Annotated in this window: 14 protein-coding genes, 1 CRISPR repeat array and 1 riboswitch; of the genes, 7 read left to right on the top strand and 7 right to left on the bottom strand. The window is 68.6% G+C overall.

Going from position 1 to position 14,391, the window contains the following annotated elements; translation table 11 throughout:
- Positions 1-13: 13 nt before the first annotated feature.
- Both DP939_RS33815 and DP939_RS33810 read right to left on the bottom strand, forming a co-directional pair.
- Positions 14-1,033 (bottom strand): ATP-binding protein, encoded by a 1,020-nt coding sequence (locus tag DP939_RS33815; RefSeq protein ID WP_113984917.1) that lies wholly within the window; start codon positions 1,031-1,033, stop codon positions 14-16.
- A gap of 1,413 nt (positions 1,034-2,446) precedes the next feature.
- Positions 2,447-2,964: a CRISPR direct-repeat array (repeat unit 31 nt; unit sequence TCGGTGCTCCCCGCACGCGCGGGGGTGGTCC).
- A 190-nt stretch (positions 2,965-3,154) separates the two neighbouring features.
- Complete coding sequence (locus tag DP939_RS33810; RefSeq protein ID WP_113984916.1) at positions 3,155-3,553, bottom strand: winged helix-turn-helix transcriptional regulator; 399 nt, start codon at positions 3,551-3,553, stop codon at positions 3,155-3,157.
- 182 nt (positions 3,554-3,735) lie between these two features.
- Between DP939_RS33810 and DP939_RS33805 the strand changes: the two genes are divergently transcribed.
- From DP939_RS33805 to thiC, 4 genes are all read left to right on the top strand, one after another.
- A complete protein-coding gene (locus tag DP939_RS33805; protein ID WP_113984915.1) occupies positions 3,736-4,461 on the top strand; it encodes an alpha/beta hydrolase in 726 nt (241 codons plus the stop codon).
- Positions 4,462-5,329: 868 nt separating this feature from the next.
- Entirely contained in the window at positions 5,330-5,863 is a 534-nt protein-coding gene (locus tag DP939_RS33790) for an RNA polymerase sigma factor (RefSeq protein ID WP_113984912.1), read from the top strand.
- Positions 5,860-6,504, top strand: coding sequence for a hypothetical protein (locus DP939_RS33785; RefSeq protein ID WP_113984911.1), 645 nt, complete (start codon positions 5,860-5,862; stop codon positions 6,502-6,504). The genes DP939_RS33790 and DP939_RS33785 overlap by 4 nt, the downstream gene beginning before the upstream one ends.
- 126 nt (positions 6,505-6,630) lie before the next feature.
- Positions 6,631-6,744: riboswitch (TPP riboswitch) on the top strand.
- A complete protein-coding gene (thiC, locus tag DP939_RS33780) occupies positions 6,740-8,482 on the top strand; it encodes a phosphomethylpyrimidine synthase ThiC (RefSeq protein ID WP_113984910.1) in 1,743 nt (580 codons plus the stop codon). (Overlaps the previous riboswitch by 5 nt.)
- Positions 8,483-8,495: 13 nt before the next feature.
- On the opposite strand, the gene DP939_RS33775 is transcribed toward thiC, so the two are convergent.
- The 4 genes from DP939_RS33775 to DP939_RS33760 form a co-directional block, all read right to left on the bottom strand.
- Positions 8,496-8,882, bottom strand: a complete 387-nt coding sequence (locus DP939_RS33775) for a VOC family protein (protein WP_113984909.1) — start codon at positions 8,880-8,882, stop codon at positions 8,496-8,498.
- A gap of 9 nt (positions 8,883-8,891) precedes the next feature.
- Positions 8,892-9,764, bottom strand: a complete 873-nt coding sequence (locus tag DP939_RS33770) for an SDR family oxidoreductase (RefSeq protein WP_113984908.1) — start codon at positions 9,762-9,764, stop codon at positions 8,892-8,894.
- A gap of 239 nt (positions 9,765-10,003) precedes the next feature.
- Positions 10,004-10,300: a hypothetical protein gene (locus DP939_RS33765; RefSeq protein ID WP_113984907.1), complete on the bottom strand. Its 297-nt coding sequence runs from the start codon at positions 10,298-10,300 to the stop codon at positions 10,004-10,006.
- Positions 10,284-10,622 (bottom strand): hypothetical protein, encoded by a 339-nt coding sequence (locus tag DP939_RS33760; RefSeq protein ID WP_113984906.1) that lies wholly within the window; start codon positions 10,620-10,622, stop codon positions 10,284-10,286. Before DP939_RS33760 ends, DP939_RS33765 begins: the two co-directional genes overlap by 17 nt.
- Before the next feature lie 352 nt (positions 10,623-10,974).
- Here DP939_RS33760 and DP939_RS33755 point away from each other — a divergent pair, with 352 nt between their 5' ends.
- Together DP939_RS33755 and DP939_RS33750 are read left to right on the top strand one after the other, a co-directional pair.
- Positions 10,975-12,294 carry a helix-turn-helix domain-containing protein gene (locus tag DP939_RS33755; protein ID WP_158578843.1) on the top strand — a complete coding sequence of 440 codons (1,320 nt, stop codon included), beginning with the start codon at positions 10,975-10,977 and terminating at the stop codon, positions 12,292-12,294.
- Positions 12,291-12,848: a GNAT family N-acetyltransferase gene (locus DP939_RS33750; protein WP_113984904.1), complete on the top strand. Its 558-nt coding sequence runs from the start codon at positions 12,291-12,293 to the stop codon at positions 12,846-12,848. Before DP939_RS33755 ends, DP939_RS33750 begins: the two co-directional genes overlap by 4 nt.
- A gap of 9 nt (positions 12,849-12,857) precedes the next feature.
- Here the strand turns inward: DP939_RS33750 and DP939_RS33745 are convergent, their stop codons facing one another.
- A complete protein-coding gene (locus DP939_RS33745) occupies positions 12,858-13,685 on the bottom strand; it encodes a M55 family metallopeptidase (RefSeq protein WP_113984903.1) in 828 nt (275 codons plus the stop codon).
- 89 nt (positions 13,686-13,774) lie between these two features.
- Here DP939_RS33745 and DP939_RS33740 point away from each other — a divergent pair, with 89 nt between their 5' ends.
- Positions 13,775-14,179: a cupin gene (locus DP939_RS33740; RefSeq protein ID WP_113984902.1), complete on the top strand. Its 405-nt coding sequence runs from the start codon at positions 13,775-13,777 to the stop codon at positions 14,177-14,179.
- Positions 14,180-14,391: the final 212 nt, after the last annotated feature.

Here is a 14,391-nt window from a genome sequence, read left to right as displayed (position 1 = left end):
CTGCTCTAGGTGGCTACGGGGCGACACTCGCGTGTACCGGCGGTTTGGTGTCCGTGCTCGCGGAGGGTGGTGGCACCGGCTGGGCCTGCGGCTTCGGCGGCCCGAACGCGAACGCCGGATCGACCTGCGCGCTCAGGTCCTCGCCCACGGCCCGGTTGGCCCAGGCCGCCGCGTTGCGCAGGTGGAACTCCACGGCCTGCCTGCCGAACTTCTCCCAGTCCTTCTGCTGGGCGTCGAGGTGGCTCAGGAGCACGGCGAGCGCGGCGCTGTTGGCGGGCTCCAGGTCGTCCAGCCCGAACGGCCGGCCCTGCTCCAGCGCCCGCACGGCCCTGCTGTGCTCGAACCACACCAGCAGGTCATCGCCGACGTGCCCCTTCAGGAACTCGACGTCCTCCGGGCCCTGGACCTTGTTGCCGACGACCGCGATCGGCACGTCGAACTCGGCCGAGTAGTCGCGGTACTGCCGGTAGACGCCGACGCCCTGACGGGTCGGCTCGGCCACCAGGAACGTCATGTCGAACCGGGTGAACATCCCCGACGCGAACGACTCGGCCCCGGCCGTCATGTCCACGACGACGTATTCGCCGGGGCCGTCCACGAGGTGGTTGAGGTACATCTCGACGGCCCCGGTCTTGGAGTGGTAGCAGGCCACGCCGAGGTCGTCCTCGTCGAAGGGGCCGGTCACCATCAGGCCGGGCCCCTCGGGGGTGGTGACCGAGAAGCGCTGGTGAATCGGGTCGGTCGCCTCGGAGATCTTGAGCAACCGGGAGCCCCGGCCGGGCGGCGTGGTCTTCACCATCGCCTCGGCGGAACTGATGCGCGGGTTGTCGCCGCGCAGGTACTCCTTGATCTCCGCGAGGTGGGCGCCCATGGGCGTGGGCGTCTGCTCCACGCCGAGCACCATGCCGAGGTGCTGGTTGATGTCCGCGTCGATCGCGACCACGGGCGCGCCACGGGCCGCGATGTACCTCGTGAACAACGCTGACATGGTCGTCTTGCCGCTACCGCCCTTGCCGACGAATGCAACACGCACGCCTGGTCACACCCCGATTCCGATACGGTTATGAAAACCATTCCTGCTGGCTGGCTGAACGAATCATGCCACGCCGCCGCCGCTCTGTCGTCCCCATCGGCCGATCCCTTCGCCGAGCCGCACCGTTCTGGTGGGATATGCGGCATAGGTCGTTCCAACCCGCTGCCTTACCGCACAGCCCACCCCCAAAGCGCCGGACCCTCCCACAGCCGCAGCGAAAGGTTCGTGCCAGGCCGAGCCCCGTCCAGCCGCGGCCGAGCCCCGTCCGGCCGGGGTTAAGGCTTGTACGGCAGAGCCCGGTACACGCCGCCCACCGTCTTCAGCAGGGGCTCTTGCGCCCGGCGTTTCGCGCGTGTCGTGCTACCCCGCCGTCCCAGCACCAGCCAAAAGCAGGCCCCGGACCGCCGTCGATGGCGTCCCACCGCCCTCCGCCCGAGAACCCGGGCTCCGCCCGTAGGGCCGCGCTCCGCGCGCAAGGGCCGGGCTCCGCCCGAAGGGACCGCACTCCGTGCGAGAGCGCCGGGCTTCGCCCAAGGGGTCGCGCTCCACGCGAGGATCCGGGCTCCGCCCGAAGGTGCCGCGCTCCGCGCGCAAGGGCCGGGCTCCGCCCAAAGGGGACCGCACTCCGCGCGGGAGGGCCGGGCTCCGCCCAAGGGGTCACGCTTCGCGCGTCGCAGAGGCTTCGCCCAACAGGTCCGCGCTTCGCGCAGGAGTCGGGTTCCGCGCCCCCTTGGACCTCGCTCCGCTCGGCCTGTACTTTCCCGCCGCCGCGCTACCGCGCGCCGCCTCAAAGCGCGCGTTACTGCGCACAATCGACCTCGCTTCGCTCGGCCTGTTTTCCAGGTCCGCGCTCCGCGCGCAGAGGCCGGGCTCCACCCGGGGGGTCGCGCTCCGCGCGCAAGGGCCGGGCTCCGCCCAAAGGGACCGCGCTCCGCGCGCAATCGACCTCGCTTCGCTCGGCCTGTTCTTCAGAACCGGGCTCCGCCCGAGGGGGTCGCGCTTCGCGCGTGCGGTGTGGTCCCGGGGGTCGCGCTTCGCGCGTGCGGTGTGGTCCCGGGGGTCGCGCTTCGCGCGTGCGGTGTGGTCCCGGGGGTCGCGCTTCGCGCGCATCGGACCTCGCTGACGCTCGGCCTGCTTTCCCAAGGCCGGGCTCCGCCCGACCATGACCGGACCCCTCAGTCGTCCACCCCACCGGCCTCAATGACCAAATGACCACGAACCATCAGCCGCCCGGCAAGCCACCCAGCTCATACATCCTTCCGAGATATCGTTTCTGTGTCTCTGGCTACATCCCCACAGCCCGGAGAGAAGATCGTCCCTGCCGAATCACGATGCTCAGAGGCCAGCCGGTGAGTGAGCGTTTTCGAACTAAAGGAAATCGCCGCCTGCGCCAGGAAGACCCGCAGGTCAGAAAGGGTGCTCCCCGCACGCGCGGGGGTGGTCCTTTGCACGCGGCCGGGATGCCGCGACGCTTTCGGTGCTCCCCGCACGCGCGGGGGTGGTCCTTTGCACGCGGCCGGGATGCCGCGACGCTTTCGGTGCTCCCCGCACGCGCGGGGGTGGTCCTTTGCACGCGGCCGGGATGCCGCGACGCTTTCGGTGCTCCCCGCACGCGCGGGGGTGGTCCTTTGCACGCGGCCGGGATGCCGCGACGCTTTCGGTGCTCCCCGCACGCGCGGGGGTGGTCCTTTGCACGCGGCCGGGATGCCGCGACGCTTTCGGTGCTCCCCGCACGCGCGGGGGTGGTCCTCGCATGCCGTGGCCCTTGGTGGAAACGGTCGGTGCTCCCCGCACGCGCGGGGGTGGTCCCCAGTTGACGACGGCGCCGCCGGGAGATGGCAGGTGCTCCCCGCACGCGCGGGGGTGGTCCCCGGTTGACCTCATCCAGGCGGACGTGGAACAGGTGCTCCCCGTACGCGCAGGGGTGGTCCTGACCGCATGGTCTACCGGGTTCTCAAGGGGGAGTGCCCCCGCACGCGCGGGGGGCCGATCCGTGACCGACCCTATGCCCACCACCGAGAGTGCTCCCCGCACGCGCGGGGGTGGTCCGCGCATCCGTCAGGGCCGCCTTAAATCGGGTCTTCAAAGTGGGATTGTCGGGTGGGATCGACTCGCCGTCCGCTACGAGGCCACTGGTGTGTCCGTGCGGGCGTCGTAGGTGGCGCGGGCATCGTCGATCCGGGCGAGGTGTGCGATGCTCCATTCGAGCAGGGGCGCGGTGGCCTCGCGCAGGGTGATGCCCATTTCGGTGAGCTCGTAGCTGACATGCGGGGGCATCACGTTGTGGACGGTGCGTGTCAGGATTCCGTCACGCTCCAGGCTGCGCAGCGTCACGGTGAGCATGCGCTGGCTGATGCCGTCAATGGCCTTTTTGAGCTCGGTGAAACGGCGCGGTCCGTTCCTGAGGTTGCGCACGACCAGCAGCGACCACTTGTCCCCGACGATGCCGAGCACCACGCGGGTCCGGCACGCGTCGCTGGGCCCCGCCGCCGGCCGCGGATCGCCGTGTGCCACGTCCATGGTTACCTCCAGAGAACCGGGGCATCGAAAAGTGCCTTATTGCCTGCGGCGCGGCGCGTGCACCAGCATGCTCTTGGTACTCAAACAGTACCGGGGCACGAATGGTAACCGCCAGAGCCGCGAACCGGCGGCATGCGCGTGGCCGTGCTCCTCTGCTTCTGCGAAGGAAGATCGATTCACTCATGTCCACATTTCTGCTGGTACACGGTGCTTGGCACAGCGGACGGTGCTGGGAGCGGGTGGTGCCGCTGCTGGAAGGTGCCGGGCACCGGGCGTTCGCGCCGTCGCTGACCGGCTATGGCGACAAGGTGCACCTAGCCGGTCCGGAGGTGGGGCTCGATACGCACGTCGACGACGTGGCCGGGCTGATCACCGAGGAGAACCTCAGCGACGTCGTACTCGTCGGCCACAGCTACGCGGGGCTGGTGATCTCCTCCGCGGCCAACCGGATTCCGGAACGCATCGCGCACCTGGTCTACCTCGACGCGATGGTCCCGGAGGACGGCGAGACCGCGGTCGACGTCCAACCCGTGGCACGGCAACTGATCGAGCTCGCCGAGAAGTCCGAGAGCGGCTGGCGCGTGCCGCCGATGCCCGAGCAGCCCGCGCCCTTCGGCCTGTTCGGCGTCACAGATCCGGCAGACGTCGCCTGGCTGCGCGGGATGCTCTCAGACCAGCCGGTGCGGTGCCTGCAGCAGCCGGTACGGCTGGATAACCCAGCCGTGAACGCGATCCCGCGCACGCACATCCACAATGTCGGCGCCATGCCGGCGGGCATCACCCATCGCCCCGTCCCCCCGATCCAACCCAACGGCACCGCCGCCCAGGTCTGGGAGCTGCCGACCGGCCACGACTGCATGATCACCATGCCGGTCGAACTGAGCGAACTGCTTCTCAAGCTCGCCTAGGCCGTGCCCTCGCAGGGGGTTGTGACCAGCCATTGATGGCGGCGATCTGCACGGTGGCCTCGTAGCGGACAGCGAGCCTGCCGTAGTGAGTGGCCACCGCGCGGTGTCGCTTGAGTTCGCGTAGTGGTCTGCGGAGCTCCCCGTACGCGCGGGCGGGGTGGTCTCGGGCGGTACCTTCGTGATGATCTAGGGCCGCATGCTCTCTGAAGTTTGGCTCTGGCGCGATTTTCCGTGGCTTGACTGCTCTGATCGGCCGGCATGGCACATTTGCGTAGGCGGCCGGGGCCGGTGCGGCCGTACATGGTGTGCCGGAAAGAAACGTGTCGTGCCTGCGCATCCTGCAGGCCGCACTGCAGGCCGCGTTCGTGGACATCCACACGCTGATGCTGCAGGACGTCCTCGCCGATCCGGAGTAGGCCGAGCCGACCGCCGCGTACTGACCCCGCTGTTCTCGCAGTCGTCCAGGTCCCACAGCAAGGTACGGCTGGACGTCGCCAAGCGGCTGCCGTTGGGCCGTGGCCTGCGCGCCCTGCAGCCGGGAAGCCGGGGTAGTTCATGATCGTGTCGTTGTCCGACGCGTGCGCGCGGGGGACACGACAGCCCGTGAGCCGGTAGCGGGGTTGGCCGCGTGGGGGCTCGATCGAGTGGCAAGCGAACGGATGGCACTTCCGCCGACCATCAGCCCCCTGATCTGGGCGGACCTCATCCGATGCCAACGGACAATGGCATATGGCGGCACCTGCGAGTCGTGGCCTCCGGAGGAACTCAAGCCGAAATTGAGACGCCCCGGGTGACAACCGGCCTCGTCGCGACACCTATCAAGTAGGCGGCACGACCTCGTACTGCCGACCTTGATAGGAGGCGGAGTTTGAACGACCAGACCGGCTTCACCGGCCTGTTCGAGGAGTATTACGAGGCGGTGCTCCGATACGCATGGCGGCGAGTCGGTGCCGCCGACGCATCGGACGTTGCCGCCGAAACATTTCGTATCGCCTGGGAGAAGTACGACCAGTTCTCTCGAGCCCAGCCCTTACCGTGGCTCTACACCACCGCCCGCCATGTGATCTTGAACTACGCCAGGAGCAGTAAACGGCGCGACAGCCTGGTCACCGCTCTGGGGGAAGGGCTTCTCCGGTGTGCTGGCGAGGGCGACCACGCGGCTGCCGTGGCCGCCCGCCATGCCGCGCTGGCAGCCCTTGACGATCTGGGCGAGGACGATCGTGAACTCGTGCTTCTCCTGGCATGGGAGGGCCTGGATCTGCACCAGGCGGCAAAGGTGGTCGGCTGCTCGTGGGCGGCGGCCCGAATGCGTCTCCATCGCGCTCGAAAACGGCTCCGGCGGCTTCTCGCAGACGATGATCAGGCCGGCGCGACCCATCGCTATCTGGAAGGGCTCACGTGAACAGCGATCTTGAGCAGCTCAGGACCATGGTCGGAAGGTACGACCCGGCCGGGAACGTCGTGGCCGATTCACACGTGCGGTCCGCGACCTTGGAGAGGATCATCAGCACGCCTCCTCCGGCAGGCGGCCCTGTGCGTCCCGGTCGCCGCCGCAGGCTGGTGACGGCGCTGAGCGTGGGCGCCGCAGCCGTCGCCATGGCCGTAGGGCTGCCGATGATCAACAGTTCCGGGGGGCCTCTCGCGAATGCCGTAGAGCGCGATGCGGACGGCTCTATCAAGATCTATATCAGAGAGTTCACCGACGCCGATGGGCTGGAGCAGAAACTACGGACTCTCGGGGTGAACGCAGTGGTGGACTTCGTTCCGGCCGGGATGCACTGCACCGAGCCCCGGGCCCGCTATGCGCCCCATGATCCGTATCTGGTGATCTCCGAGCCCCCCCGAGACGGCGCGAGTGGATTCATGCGGCTCCACCCTGAGCGCATCGAATCCGGCCGGACGCTGGTCTATGAGGTGGGCTACTTCGCAGGCCCGAAGGTCCGCTACAGCTATGATCGCGCCCGGCTGGCCATAGGGCAGGTCGCGCCCTGCCGCCTCGTGCCAGGTGGCGGATTCCGTGTCGAGTCCAAGCCTGGGAACTGAAAGCCCCGCACGAAGTACGCGCCGCCCCTGCCCCGTCCCTACCCTCGCCCCCGTCCCTCCCTCTGCCCCCGCCGTTGTAGGAGATCGGGGGCTGTGGCAAGAGGGCGGGCTGGGTTAGGGTTGGGCACGACAGATCGCGGGGGCCCGGTGAACCGGGCTGAGATTGTGGCTGAGACGGCTGCTGACCGCTGGAACCTGACCGGGTAATGCCGGCGTAGGGAGAGATCGAGTCGTCATGACCGACACTGCGATGACACGCGCCCGCAAGACGTACCTCCACGGAAAGCGGGCCGACCTGCGGGTGCCGATGCGGGAGGTGCCGCTCAGTGATGGCGGGGCCGTGGTGCTCTACGACACCTCCGGGCCGTACACCGACCCCGCCCACCACACCGACGTGCGACGCGGCCTGCCCGCACTGCGTACGCCCTGGATCGCCGAACGCGGCGACACCACCCCGTACACCGGCCGCACCGCACACCCCGAGGACGACGGGCGGCGCTCAAGCGACCCTCTGCGGAACGCCGCCGCGTTCCCCGAGCGGTCGCCCCGCCGGGCGAGCGGGGCGAGGGCGGTGACACAGCGCGCCTACGCGCGGCGCGGTGAGATCACCCCGGAAATGGAGTTCGTCGCGCTCCGCGAAGGGGTCGAGCCGGAGGTGATCAGGGCCGAGCTGGCGGCGGGACGGGCGGTGCTGCCCGCCAACGTCAACCATCCCGAACTCGAACCCATGATCATCGGCCGGAACTTCCTGGTCAAGGTGAACGCCAACATCGGCAACTCGGCGGTGGCGTCCTCGATCGAGGACGAGGTGGCCAAGATGACCTGGGCGATCCGCTGGGGCGCCGACACCGTCATGGATTTGTCCACCGGCCGGGACATTCACACCACACGCGAGTGGATCCTGCGCAATTCCCCCGTACCGGTCGGAACGGTGCCGCTCTACCAGGCCGTGGAGAAGGTCGGCGGCGACCCGGCCGCCCTGACCTGGGAGGTCTTCCGCGACACGGTGATCGAGCAGGCCGAGCAGGGCGTGGACTACATGACGGTGCACGCGGGCGTACTGCTGGAGTACGTGCCGCTGACCGCCCGGCGCCGCACCGGGATCGTGTCGCGCGGCGGATCGATCATGGCGGCCTGGTGCCTGGCCCATCACCGGGAGAACTTCCTGTACACCCACTTCCGGGAGCTGTGTGAGATCTTCGCCGCTTACGACGTGACCTGGTCGCTGGGCGACGGGTTGCGGCCCGGGTCGATCTCGGACGCCAACGACGAGGCCCAGTTCGCCGAACTGCGTACGCAGGGCGAACTCACCCGAATCGCCGCCGAGTACGACAACCAGGTGATGAACGAGGGCCCCGGCCACATCCCGATGCACAAGATCAAGGAGAACGTCGATCTGCAACGGGAGTGGTGCGACGACGCGCCGTTCTACACGCTCGGGCCGCTGACCACCGACATCGCGCCGGGGTACGACCACATCACCTCGGCGATCGGCGCGGCGATGATCGGCTGGTACGGTACCGCGATGCTCTGCTACGTCACGCCCAAGGAGCACCTGGGGCTCCCGGACCGCGATGACGTCAAGGCGGGCGTGATCGCGTACAAGATCGCCGCGCACGCGGCCGACCTGGCCAAAGGGCATCCGGGCGCGCAGGCGTGGGACGACGCGCTGTCCGACGCGCGGTTCGACTTCCGGTGGGAGGACCAGTTCAACCTCTCCCTCGACCCGGACACCGCGCGGGCGTTCCACGACGCGACGCTGCCCGCCGCGCCCGCCAAGACCGCGCACTTCTGCTCGATGTGCGGCCCGCACTTCTGCTCCATGAAGATCACGCGGGACGTACGGGCGTACGCCGCCGGGCGCGGCCTGGACGACGAGCAGGGCCTGGCCGAGGGGCTGCGCGAGAAGGCCGCCGAATTCAATGCCGCAGGGGGCCGCATCTACCTCCCGGTCTCGCCCTCCGCCGAACCCACCTGATGGCTCAACCGAGTCAGCCGAGCAGGTCCCAGCGGTTGCCCGCGATGTCGAGGAACACCGCGACCCGCCCATAGGGCTCCGCGCGAGGCGGCCTGACGAACTCGACGCCCGCCGCGATCATGCGTTCGTAGGCGGCATCGAAGTCCTCGACCCGCAGAAAGAACCCGACCCGGCCCGCGACCTGGTCGCCGACGATGGCGGCCTGGCGCGGGCCGTCCGCTTGGGCGAGCAGGATGCCGGTCTGAGCGCCCGGTGGACGTACGACGACCCAGCGCTTCGGGCGGCCGTCGTTGGTCGTCGCGGGAGAGTCCTCGACCAGGTCGAACCCCAGAACGGCGGTGAAGAACCCGATGGCAGAGTCATAGTCGTCCACGACGATCGTGATCAGGTCGAGCCGCATCGTCAGACCCTACAAGGCCGAGAAGTCGCGGGCGTGGTCGTGCGCCCATTCGGCGAACGTACGTGCCGGTCTGCCCGTCACCTCCTCGGCCGTGGACATCGGCCCCAGCATGGCGAGATCGAACTCCTCCTTCACCGAGGGGTCGGCCTCCGCGCCCGAGTAGTCCCGGAAGCCGGTCAGGAAGTCGGCGTTCTCGGCCGCGAAACCGCCCTGGGCCAGGTACAGCTCCCGGGCCTGCGCGGGGGTGACCACCTCCAGGCGGATCTCGGCCCCGATCGCGGCGGCGATGGCCGCCACCTGGGCGCGCCTGGTGATCAGCTCAGGGCCGTTGAGGGTGTAGGCCGTGCCGTGGTGGCCGTCCTCGATCAGCGCGGCTGCGGCCACGTCGGCGATGTCCTGTTCGTGCACGGGGTACCAGGCCGCGTCGGGCAGCGGCTCGCGTACGACGCGTTCGGCCCGGATGGACGGGCCCCACAGCCACAACTTGTTCAACATGAACTCACCCGGCCGCACATGCGTCCACTCCAGCCCGGAGGACTCCACCGCGCGCTCCACGGGCAGGTGGAAATCGGTGTCGTAGCCGGTGGTGACCGCGCCGGAGGACAGTACGACGATGCGGCGTACCCCGGCGTCCCTGGCCAGCGCCACCACCTGGGGCGCGGTCGCGGCGTGCGGGAAGAGGTACATCCTGTCCACCCCCTTCAACGCCGGGACCAGGCTCTCGGGGTGGGCGAGGTCGCCTGCGACCACCTCGACGTCCTGGGCGAAACGGGCGCGGGCGGGGTCTCTGGTGAGGGCTCGCACGGTGACCCCGGCGCGGACGAGGCGGTCCACTACGAGCCGGCCCACATTTCCGGTCGCGCCGGTCATCAGGGTTCTCATGGGCTCTACTTTTGACCGGCGAAGAAGGGGCGCGCAAATGCGAACAACGTGCTCGCGTATGCTGGCTGACCTGCAAAAACAGCCATTTTTGGCCCGCAGAGCGCGGTACGGCCCAGGGAAGGTACAGAACGGCCGCCGCGCGTCTCAGGTGGTGGCGGCGGGCGGGGAGCCGACCTCGTACCCGCCCGCCGCCGTACGGCACGGCGACGCCCTTTTCCGCACCACGCCGCCGTGCCCGCTCACGAAGAGGCCTCCCACGCGTCGCCGGACACCGTGACGGTCACGCCGTCCTGGCGGTGCGCGGTCAGCCGGGTCGGCCCGTACACATACCCGACGCCGACCCACGACAGCCGCGCGTACCGGACCCGCCCCCGCCCGGACGGGCAGGCGTCCAGCACCTCGAACATCGCGTCCTCGGCGGCGGCCGGGCAGTCGCTCACCCCGCCCGCACCCCGCCCACCGGTCTGGACCTCCCACACCGCCAGCAGCGGGCGCACGGTGCAGCCGAGGAGGAACCCGTCAGGGAACGGCCACATCGGGGGACTCCTCGGCGTCCGGGTTCAGCAGGGCGTAGTCGCAGGCCAGGGCTTCGGCGGCGCCGGTCACGGTGCAGCGGTGGACGTAGAGCGGGATGCCGGGGTGCAGCGTGCGGGGGCTGTGCCACCAGATTCCGTCGTCCTGGACGATGGCGACCAGGCCGGGGCAGAGCGACAGCCGGACCTGATCTTGAGTATTGACCATGTCCGCTTGGATCGCATGTAAGGCGGAAAGCGTGGCCTTCAGCCGGTGCGCGGTCCTCTCGGTGGGGGACGTCGGGCGGACCACGTGGGTACCGAGCATGAACGCGCTGCTTTGCATGAGGCTTGCACCTTCCGGCTCACTATCGGTGATCGTCCGTGTCGGATGCGTAGCGATAGCGTGCCCGGGTGCGGGGAAGGCGGCGACGTGATGTTGTCATCGGCGGTGGGCCGGGCTCGATTACGCAGAGTCGTAATATGATCACGATATGGCGTTACCATGGCGCGGGACAGCGTTCTGTGAGTAACACGCACGCGAAAGAGGACCGATGCCCCGGAATGAGCGGCTGTGTCCATCATGCAAAGCGACGCGGCTGAGCCGATACAACAATGACCCGCTATGTGCGTCCTGCACCAGTGCCTTGAAGCCGGCGACCGTAAATGCTCCTGAGTGGCTATGGGACTCGGCCCCGATGCGTCGGGCGCTCGCCGATCGGGAGCTGGGCACGTTCGTCACCATCCTGCGGGCCGCGACCGGACTGAGCCAGCTTGACCTCGGAAATATCGTCGGCATCTCGCAGAGCGCCATCAGCCTGATCGAAAACGGCGAGCGGGACACCCTTTACGACATCCGCGAACTGCTGCGGTTCGCGGACGCCTGCGACATCCCCCGTAAGGCGCTCCTGCCCCTTGTGCTCGGCCCTGAAAGTGGCACTCTGGGATTGTCCCCGTTCAGTGGAGAATCCCCTACTTTCGAGGCGGATGAAGAATTGGCAGGGGTGGATCGGCGCAGCTTCACCGGTTCGCTGCTCGGCTTGGTGACGGCCGGTGGCCTGGACCTGGTACAGGTTCCCAACCGTGCCGGCGCGGCGCATATCAGGTACCTGCACGCCTGCCTGGCGAGTTTGCGGGGGCAGGATGAGAAGCCTGGTGGTCATGCGGCGCTGCCGCAGGCCCTACGGCTGTTCTCGCGTGCGCGGCGGATGCTTGACGAAAGCGACTACACCGACAAGGTCGGGCGTCAATTGCTCATGGTCACCGCTGACCTCGGCAATCTATCCGGCTGGCTGGCCTACGAGAACGGGAATCAGCAGGCCGCCCGAATGCTGTACGGCGAAGCCGCCCTGCTGGCAGGCAGCGCCGATGACGCCCAGACCTCGGCCCATGTCTACCTGAAGCTGGCCCAGCAAAGCTCATACCTGGCCAGGACGCACGGCAGTACCGGAATGGCGCGCGAGGCGCTGCGCTTCGCCGACCGAGCCGCCCACCTCGCCCGCTACGAAAGATCTCCGCGCTTGCAGACGCTCATCCGGCTACGGCAGGCCCTGGCGCATGTCCGTCTTGGCGATGAGGTCTCCTTCCGGCGAAGCCTCGCCCAGGCCCGTGACGAACTTCAGCGGAGCGGCCCTTCCGACGACCTGGAGTGGACCAGGTTCGTCACCGAATCGGAGATCAACGGGTACGAGGCGATGGGCTATGTGCGACTCGGCTCCCCGTCGCGGGCCATCGACCTTTACTCCGATGTCGTGAACGACACCCGGCGCTCTCTTCGCGCCCGGACCCAATACCGTGCGCACCTTTCCAGTGCGCTGCTGCAATGCGGAGACAAGGCGCAGGCGGTCACCGAGGCAATGTCCATCCTCGCTCAAGGCGGCCCCGTTCCGCGGCGCACACTCAACGAACTGCGTCCGATTCGAGCCACAGCCGAACAGGCCGCCGCCGAAGAATTCTGCGTGCGCTTCGACCGCGCGGCCCGATCCTTTTCGGCGCCTGACCCTAGGAGCCGGGCATGACCGAGCCGACCTTTCGCCGTTATGACGCCGCAGCCGCCAGGCGGATACGCGACCAGGTGGCCTTGATCTACCGTGACGCCTACGCGGACCATATCGCCGAGGGGGACCCTTTCAACGAAGAGGCCGAGGCCATGCGGCGCTTCGACCTCTACGCCGCGAAATCCGGGTTCGACCTTGTCGTTGCCCATATCGACGGCGAACCGGTGGGGCAGACGTGGGGATGGCCGCTGGACGAGCGTGCCGGAGCCGCATGGTGGCGCGGGCTGCAGTCCGAGCCGGAGCCCGGCTTCACCCAAGAAGACGGGCGCAGGACATTCGCTCTGTCCGAAATCATGGTCCGGCGGCCATGGACAGGTCGCGGCCTTGCTCGTGCCCTCCACGACGAACTCCTTTCCGCCCGCCCCGAGCCGCGTGCCACCCTCCTCGTCCACCCGGAGAACGAGCGGGCGTACCGCGCCTACCTGAAGTGGGGCTGGGCCAAGGCCGCCGAGCTACGCCCCGGCATGCCACATGCCCCCCTGTTCGACGTGCTCATCCGCTACCGGGATCAGTGACCGGAATTGCTACCCGGGTTTGATCGTGGCGAGCTGGCCGAGCAGTAGCAGCAGCCGGTAGGTGTCGGTGAAGTCCGGGGTGGTGAAGGCGACCGTACGGCCGCCCGCAGCCCGTGAGACACCTGGCACCAGCGTTGCCAGGTCGGCCGTGAGCGGGTTGTGCAGATCGACCTCGACGTCCAACGGTCCCGGGATGGCGAGCGGTGGGATCTGCGTGTACCGCTTGATGGCGTCGGCGGCGGACTGGCGTAGCCGCTCGCGGGCCTCCTCGGGGTGCAGGGTGATGGCGGTGGCCTGGCCGAGGGAGTGTTTGACCGCGACGGTCACGGCCGAGGGGACCAGTTCGTGCAGTTCGGCCCCGGCCGCGTCGTCGCCGCTGAGCAGTACGACTGGGACGCCCAGGTGCCCGGCCATGGCGGCGTTGAGGCCGATTTCGCCCATCGAACGCCCCGCCACGCGTACGTCCAGGATGTCGTCGTTCATGGTGTGCGCCAGCAGCCCCGGCCCGCCGCCCGCGCGGGCGTGGTAGCCGATGAGCATGGCCGCGTCGGTGTGCTCGTCGAGGCCGGCGAGCATGCCCAGGGGGCGGGGTTTGCCGCGGACCAGGCGGGCCCGGCGGTCGAGCTGCTCGGGGAGGATGTTGCGGAACGGCCCGTGCGCGTCGGCGACCAGGACGGTGGCGGTCGGTTCGGCGTCCAGTACCCCGGCGATCACGCTGTTCGCCTCGGCCGTCATCAAGGCCCGGCCGCGCTCGTAGTCGTAGCCCCCTGGATTCGTCTCGGTGGGATGCACGATCCCCGAGATGCCCTCCATGTCAACAGAGATCAGCACCTTCACCCCCAGACCCTACATGGAGGGAGGAATACATCCGGAACGCATTCCGGTTACACCAAGCGGAACGCATTCCGATTCATCGAGGAGCGATCATGGCAGCGAGGAACGACGCCGTCGAGAAGTTCACGGTCGGCTCGCCGGATGTCTGGTGGCAGCGCGGCGAGCAGAAGATCTTCCTGGGGGACGTGCTTGACGGTTCCAACGATGTGAAGATGTCGGTCGGCTACGCCCGCTACGAGGGCGCCGAGAGCAACCCCTGGACCGTCACCTACGACGAGGCCCTGATCGTGACCAAGGGCCGGTTCATCGTGGACGGCGAGAACGGGCCGGTCGCCGCCGGACCCGGGGAGATCATCTACCTGCGCGCCGGGGCGAAGGTGGTCTACCGGACCGAGGAGCCCACCGAGCTGGTCTACGTGACCTACCCGCACTGGTACGAAGCGACCAGCGATTCGCCGAAGGCCGCCCAACTGGCGGAGTTCCACCGCGCGGACTGAGCCGCCGGCCGATTTCGGTCCGGCTCTGACCACCCGCAGCCCCCGACCCATGTCCGTGCTGGGCCGGGGGTTTGCCGGAACTTCGCACAGCGCGGGAAAGACGGCATGAGGGCGTGTCCAGAGTTCTCCGGGAGACTGCCACATCTGGACAAATCACATGAAATCCAGCGCTACCAGATGGGGTTCCGTAAGAATCGGGCACGGCACTCAAC

The organism is Spongiactinospora rosea (assembly GCF_003315795.1).
GTDB classification, from domain to species: Bacteria; Actinomycetota; Actinomycetes; order Streptosporangiales; family Streptosporangiaceae; genus Spongiactinospora; species Spongiactinospora rosea.
This window is presented reverse-complemented; position numbering and strand designations above follow the sequence as displayed.

Coding starts and splice junctions, on each gene's coding strand:
- DP939_RS33765 (WP_113984907.1), bottom strand. CDS start 10,300: ATGTGGCCGTTCCCTGACGGGTTCCTCCTCGGCTGCACCGTGCGCCCG.
- DP939_RS33760 (WP_113984906.1), bottom strand. CDS start 10,622: ATGCAAAGCAGCGCGTTCATGCTCGGTACCCACGTGGTCCGCCCGACG.
- DP939_RS33750 (WP_113984904.1), top strand. CDS start 12,291: ATGACCGAGCCGACCTTTCGCCGTTATGACGCCGCAGCCGCCAGGCGG.
- thiC (WP_113984910.1), top strand. CDS start 6,740: ATGACCGACACTGCGATGACACGCGCCCGCAAGACGTACCTCCACGGA.
- DP939_RS33805 (WP_113984915.1), top strand. CDS start 3,736: ATGTCCACATTTCTGCTGGTACACGGTGCTTGGCACAGCGGACGGTGC.
- DP939_RS33770 (WP_113984908.1), bottom strand. CDS start 9,764: ATGAGAACCCTGATGACCGGCGCGACCGGAAATGTGGGCCGGCTCGTA.
- DP939_RS33755 (WP_158578843.1), top strand. CDS start 10,975: ATGCGTCGGGCGCTCGCCGATCGGGAGCTGGGCACGTTCGTCACCATC.
- DP939_RS33810 (WP_113984916.1), bottom strand. CDS start 3,553: ATGGACGTGGCACACGGCGATCCGCGGCCGGCGGCGGGGCCCAGCGAC.
- DP939_RS33775 (WP_113984909.1), bottom strand. CDS start 8,882: ATGCGGCTCGACCTGATCACGATCGTCGTGGACGACTATGACTCTGCC.
- DP939_RS33740 (WP_113984902.1), top strand. CDS start 13,775: ATGGCAGCGAGGAACGACGCCGTCGAGAAGTTCACGGTCGGCTCGCCG.